This window comes from Parafrankia soli (assembly GCF_001854695.1).
GTDB lineage: Bacteria > Actinomycetota > Actinomycetes > Frankiales > Frankiaceae > Parafrankia > Parafrankia soli.
The window spans coordinates 1-5,462 of sequence record NZ_MAXA01000063.1 but is presented as its reverse complement, the minus strand read 5'-3'; the positions used below and the strand labels follow the sequence as shown (position 1 = coordinate 5,462).

Here is a 5,462-nt window from a genome sequence, read left to right as displayed (position 1 = left end):
GAATCGACTACGCGCTGACCGTGAAGGGAAACCAGCCGACGCTCTACCGGAAAACCTTCGAGCAAACCCTTCCCCTTCTCCAAAAACCCCCACAGCACGAAGTCGAGGAACGCGGCCACGGCCGAATCAAGAAATGGCAGGCCTGGACCACCGAAGCCAAGGGGATCGGGTTTCCGGAGGTCGYGACCGCTGCCGTCATCCGTCGCGACGAATTCGACCTCAAGGGAATCCGTGTCAGCCGTGAATACGCTCACATTCTCACCAGCGTCKCCGGCAACCGCGCCACTGCCGCCTACATTCACAGGCTCATCCGCGGGCATTGGGGCATCGAGAACGAAATTCACTACCCGCGCGACACCGCGTGGCGCGAGGACGCCAACCAGACCCACACAGGAAATAGTCCACACACGCTCGCCAGCTTCCGTAACCTGGCGATCGGGATCATCCGCCGAAACGGCATCAGGAAGATAAAGGAAACCCTCGAGTACATAGCCGGCGACCGCGACCGGGTACTCCCACTCCTCGCTACGGAATGTCACTAAACATAGCACTGAGTTACCTCGCCGAGGCCCTGGTGGCGGACTGCGCCAATGCGTCAGTGTCGGCGCAGTCCGTCCCGCGGTTCTACCGTTGGGAGGTCAGATATCCGATCGTGCGTCGTCGAGGTGGTAGCGGGTGGGAGATCCGAGGATCGACTATGAGGCCGTTTTTCGGGCTCTCCCCAGCCCGACCTTGCTACTGACCCCTGAATTAATCATACTTGCCGCCAACGAGACATATATTCAGGTGTCGGAGCGTACGCGCGAGAACCTGCTGGGACGCTACCTGTTCGACGCTTTCCCGGACAATCCGGAGTACCGGTCCGCGTCAGCGGTGCGCGCACTTGGCGCGTCGCTACGGCGAGTGYTGGCCACCGGGAAGCGCGACACCATGGCGGTCCAGCGTTACGACGTGGAGGCGCCAGGGCGTCCAGCTGTGTTCGAGGAGCGGTACTGGAGCACGGTCAACACTCCGGTGCTTGATCCTGACGGGCAGGTGGCGCTGGTGGTGCACCAGGGGAGGAGGCGACCGACCTCGTCCGCATGTGTGCCGGAGAAATGGGAGACGACCGGCAGCACACGCTGGAGGCGGAACTGCTGGCCCGTGCTCGGGAGCTACACGAAGGCAACGAGCAGCTGCGTCGAACTCACGCTCGGGAACGCGAGGTGGCCCTGGCCCTCCAGGAAGCAATGCTGCCCACGCCCGCACCGACCGGGCACGTCAAGGCGGCAGTGCGGTACCGGCCCGCCGCCAGCACGATGAACGTGTGCGGCGACTGGTACGAACTGGTGGAGCTATCCGAGGACCGCGTCGCGGTGGCCGTGGGCGACGTCGTCGGCCACGGACTGTCGGCCACGGGCACGATGGGCCAACTGCGCAGCGCACTGAGCGCCATGGTCCGAGTGGCCGACGGGCCCGCAGCCGCCCTGGACGTGCTGGACCTGTACGCACGGTCGGTAGAAGGCGCCGAGTCGACCACCGTCGTGCAGGCGGTCGCCGACTACGACACGCTCACCGTCACCTACAGCCGGGCAGGTCATCCGCCGCCGGCACTGGCGCACGTCGGCGGCGCCATCGAGTTCCTCGACCAGACCGTCGACCCGCCGCTGGGCGCGAGCCCGGAACACCTGCCCCGGTCCCAGGCCACCGCGACGTTCGCGGTCGGCGCCACGCTGACGCTGTATACCGACGGCCTGATCGAACGCCGCGGGGAGAACATCGACGTCGGGTTGTCCCGTCTTGCCGCCAGCCTCCGCCGCAACCCGGGACTCGATCCGGAGGCACTGGCCGATGCGCTGCTGGCCGAGGTGGGCGCGGACAGCGAGCCAGCCGACGACACCGCCGTCGTCGTCATCCGACTCTGATTGAACCGCCGGTGTGTCCGGAGTGCATCAGAATCTCCGGACACACCGAGGGGATTCAACCGAGCGCTGGATCAGGTCACACCCATGGGCGTGGTGCACGGAGAATTACTCCGCGCGATCCTGGTTCAGGTTATGCGGGGAGGGCTTCGGGTGTCACGCTGATCTCGGGTGTGTCGGCTGTTTTCTGAGCGGGGTCGGTTCTGGCGAGAATTTCCAGGCCGATGTAACGGTGGGTTTCGATCCACTCATCGTGTTGTTCGGCGAGTACGGCGCCGACGAGCCGTATGACGGCCTCACGGCTGGGGAAGATACCCACGACGTCGGTGCGGCGGCGGATTTCCCTGTTCAGGCGCTCCTGCGGGTTCGAGGACCAGATCTTCCGCCAGACCTCCCGCGGGTAGGCGGTGAACGCGAGGAGATCCGCTTTCGCGTCGGAGAGATGGTCGGCAACCTTCGGGAGTTTCTCGGTGAGTGCGTCGACGACCCGGTAGAACTGCACGCTGACCTCAGCCGCGGCGGGGTCATGGAGCGCCGCGAGGATCCCAACGACCGGCGGCGGCGAATCGTGAGCATCGCCGACGTCGGCCGCCCGGCGATCGAGGCATGGCTCGGTCCGGGGGCCACCGCCTGGCGGGAGGCCCTCCAACCGCTGACCCCAGCCGAGCGCCGCCTGGTCGTCGACACCCTGCGTGCCTATGAACGCGCCGCCGGCAAGCGAGCCCCACCCGCGAGCTGAGCCGGTCGCGGTCAAGCGCGACATGCGTTCATGAACGGTCGAGGGTGCCATGCGCTCCCAAGCGGTCGCCGAGGCGGCCGGCGGTGGCGCGACTGGAGGATCACCGGCGGACCAGGTCCGCGCGACTCCGTCCTCGATCAGGCGGCGGGGAGCCGCAGGACGATCTCGACCCGCCGGTTGAACGCCTGGCCTTCGGGGTCGGGCGTGCCGTCCGGGTTGGAGTTCTCGGCGATCGGCTGGCCGCTGCCCAGCCCGATGGCGGTCACTGTGGTGGCGTTGACGTCGTGGTCGGTCAGGTACTGGCGGACCACGACGGCCCGGCGTTCGGACAGCTGCTGGTTCGCGTCGGCGGTGCCGGTGGAGTCGGTGTGGCCGCGTACCTGGATCTCGCCGCCGGCGAACGTAGAGTTGATCAGCCGGATGGTGTTGTCCACGGTGTCGGTGCTGCCGATCTGGTCGCTGCCGGTGGCGAAGAGGTTGTCGCTGTTGAAGACGACGATGACGACCTTCGTGCCGGCGTCGTCGCGGGCCAGGAGCAGGCTTCCCGAGATGCCGTCGAGGTTGACGTCGATCGACCCGGGAAGCCGGTAGAGGGAGCCCTCGACGAGGCGGCTGCCGTCTTCCGGCTCGTTGGGAGTCGTGATCTCGCACGGGATGCGCAGCACCAGCCCGCCACCGAAGTCCTGGGTGCCGCAGGTCGGGTCGAGCTGCCCGTCGCCGCCGTAGTCGTCCAGGCCGGGCTGCGCTCCCGGCGGGAGCGGAGTCGCCGACTCTTCCGGCGCGGCCTCTGTCGTCGGCGTGGCCGTCGCCGCGACCGGCGGGCTCGAACTGCTGGCCGCCCTGGTCTCCGGCGTCTCGTCCGAACCGCCACAGCCGGCGCCGACCGCCATGATCAGCACGGCCGACGCGAGCAGACGCCGCCTGTGGTGTCGATTCATCTGTCCCCCACCCCCGAGTTGGAGGGGAGCATACGGGCGAAAGGCCTGCTGGCCGTACCAGCTGCCGCACACGCGACAGGAAGTCGATCCCGCGGAGACCACCGGGAAGAGACGATCGATCAGGACTGGGACGGCGTTCCGGGCGGTGCCACGGCACCCGCCGTCGACGGCAGCCACCAGGCCCGGCCCCGCCCGCGGGGCGATCACACACCGGCCGCCGGAGCCGGCTCACCCGGTACTCGACCTGCACCCGCCCATAGCTCGTGGCCCAGCCGGGTGACCATACCCGCGCTTCCCGGACCGTGCTCCGGGCCATGGTGACGTCACATTCGAGCACCTCGACGATCGAGTCCGGATCGGGCCGTACGAAATTCATCCATTCACGGAGTTCTCCCCGGAACGCAGCCGTTCGATCTCGTTCGGCGTCGAGGCGAGGACGACCTCGCCCCGAACAGGAGCAGCCGGAACTCGTAGCTCCGCGGCCACACCCGCAATCCATCCAGGACGACGGCGATGCCGGGCCCTCGGCGAGCACGGTGTAGCGCCGCACTCCGCCCGGAATCAGGACCTGGCCGGCCCCCGGGCGTTGGAGGCGGCCGAACGCGCCCGGGTCCTGGCTGTGCTGCACGACCCGCGGTTCGCTGACGCCAGCCCGGCGCAGGTCTGGGCGACCCTGCTCGACGAGGGCCTCTACCTGTGTTCGCAGCGCACCATGTACCGGCTGCTCGCCGCACGCGGCGAGACCGGCGACCGCCGCACCAGGCCCTCCACCCGCCCAAGGTCAAACCTGAGCTCCTCGCCGCCGGGCCGAACGAGGTCTGGACCTGGGATATCACCAAACTCCCCGGCCCGCAGAAATGGACCTCCTACTATCTGTACGTCATCCTGGATGTGTACAGCCGGTATGTGGTCGGCTGGACCCTTGCAGACAAAGAATCAGCGGCTCTCGCCGAGAACCTGATCGCCGCCACCTGCGACAAACAGAACATCTCTCCCGGGCGGCTCACCGTGCACGCCGACCGCGGCAGCTCCATGACCTCGAAACCCGTCGCTTTCCTGTTCGCGGACCTCGGGATAACCCAGTCCCACTCCCGGCCCAGGACATCCAACGATAACCCCTACTCCGAGTCCCAGTTCAAGACTTTGAAGTGCCGGCCGGGTTATCCCCGCAGGTTCGACAGCATCGAAACCGCACGCGCCTGGTGCCGCGAGTTCTTCGACTACTACAACGCCGACCATCGGCACTCCGGGATCGGTCTGCTCACCCCCGCGGTCGTCCACCACGGCCAGGCCGAGACCGTCCAGGCCGCCCGCGCCGAGGTCCTCGCCGCCGCCTACGCCACCCGACCGGACCGGTTCGTCCGCCGACCACCAGCACCGCCGCCGCTGCCGACACCAGCCTGGATCAACCCACCCGAACAGACCCACTACCAGCCAACCGCCGACACGGAACACCCAGCTCAGTAGTTCCTACAAGATCTTGCCTCGATCAGGTTGACGGGTTCCGCCCTCGCTCGCGGACGGCGTCCCAGCAGCAGTGCCGTTTCCGCACGAGCCTGGTCGACGTACCTCCTGGCGCGATCCACCCACACATCCTCTCGTTGCCCCCGATGCGGCGTAACTACTATGTCATGTAGCAGATCAGCACCCTCCCGGCACCTGGGCCCACAGGAAGGACCACCGAGTAAGTCGGCCCACACGAGCATTCGGGACGTCCTCCACTCCAAGCTAGGGTAGATGCGCCCCCATGAGACTCACCTCAGCAACTACGATCCATAGTAGTTATCGGCGACAAGGGGTCGAGCCACGCCAGTCCGTCCGGCGACGGGCAAGACTGCGGGGATGGACGTACGTCACCGGCCGCAGCGATGTCCAGATGCAGCC

At 67.3% G+C, this 5,462-nt stretch carries 3 protein-coding genes and 3 pseudogenes; 4 read left to right on the top strand and 2 right to left on the bottom strand.

The genetic code is table 11. The features are described 5' to 3' along the window. The 3 genes and pseudogenes from BBK14_RS07635 to BBK14_RS07630 all read left to right on the top strand — a co-directional run. On the top strand, positions 1 to 542 hold a 542-nt coding region (locus BBK14_RS07635), incomplete at its 5' end, for an ISAs1 family transposase (protein WP_116430018.1). Positions 543 to 675: 133 nt separating this feature from the next. Further along, a pseudogene (locus BBK14_RS42725) lies at positions 676 to 993 on the top strand (PAS domain-containing protein); the annotation flags it as partial. 104 nt (positions 994 to 1,097) lie between these two features. Beyond that, positions 1,098 to 1,904, top strand: a complete 807-nt coding sequence (locus tag BBK14_RS07630) for a PP2C family protein-serine/threonine phosphatase (RefSeq protein ID WP_241831271.1) — start codon at positions 1,098 to 1,100, stop codon at positions 1,902 to 1,904. Positions 1,905 to 2,034: 130 nt separating this feature from the next. On the opposite strand, the pseudogene BBK14_RS07625 reads toward BBK14_RS07630, so the two are convergent. Then, positions 2,035 to 2,460, bottom strand: a pseudogene (locus tag BBK14_RS07625) (transposase); the annotation flags it as partial. A 317-nt stretch (positions 2,461 to 2,777) separates the two neighbouring features. Further along, the gene (locus tag BBK14_RS07615; protein ID WP_241831269.1) at positions 2,778 to 3,578 is read right to left on the bottom strand and encodes an OmpA family protein; all 801 of its coding nucleotides are present in this window, start codon (positions 3,576 to 3,578) and stop codon (positions 2,778 to 2,780) included. A gap of 577 nt (positions 3,579 to 4,155) precedes the next feature. On the opposite strand from BBK14_RS07615, the pseudogene BBK14_RS07610 reads away from it, so the two are divergent. Further along, a pseudogene (locus BBK14_RS07610) lies at positions 4,156 to 5,045 on the top strand (IS3 family transposase); the annotation flags it as partial. Between the last annotated feature and the right edge of the window lie 417 nt (positions 5,046 to 5,462).